The organism is Corallococcus sp. CA047B (genome assembly GCF_003612065.1).
Classification (GTDB): Bacteria; Myxococcota; Myxococcia; order Myxococcales; family Myxococcaceae; genus Corallococcus; species Corallococcus praedator.
In genome coordinates, this window is record NZ_RAWD01000754.1 from 1 (window position 1) to 384 (window position 384).

At 78.1% G+C, this 384-nt stretch carries 1 protein-coding gene; it reads left to right on the top strand.

All coding sequences use genetic code 11. The features are described from left to right. Window positions 1–384: ATP-binding protein (locus tag D7X74_RS42515; protein ID WP_147446940.1), on the top strand; the 384-nt coding region annotated here is incomplete at both ends.

A 384-nucleotide genomic window follows, 5' to 3' on the forward strand; every position in this document is an offset into this window, starting at 1 on the left:
GAGGTGGGGCCTCCGGTGGTCCGCGCGGAGTTCCTGGTGGGGCGCGACGAGGCGCTGGCCGAGGCGCGGGCGGTGGTGGACTCCGCGCGCAAGGGCGAGGGCGGCGCGCGGCTCTTCGTGGGGCCCACGGGCGTGGGACGCAGTCGCTTCCTGGAAGCAGTGGCGGAGATGACCGCGGGCGCCACGCCGCTGCGGGTGGTGCATGCCTGGGGCGGAGACCCCCGGTCCGCGGGCGCGCTGGGTCTGGTGCGCACGGTGTTCGTCGCGCTGTCCCGCGCCGCGACGGGCACGGATGTGTCGGGTCCGCCGCTGTCGGGGCTGGGGTTCTCCGAGGCGGAGGCCCAGGCGCTCTGGCGGAGGCTCGCGCGCGGCGCGGGACAGCGC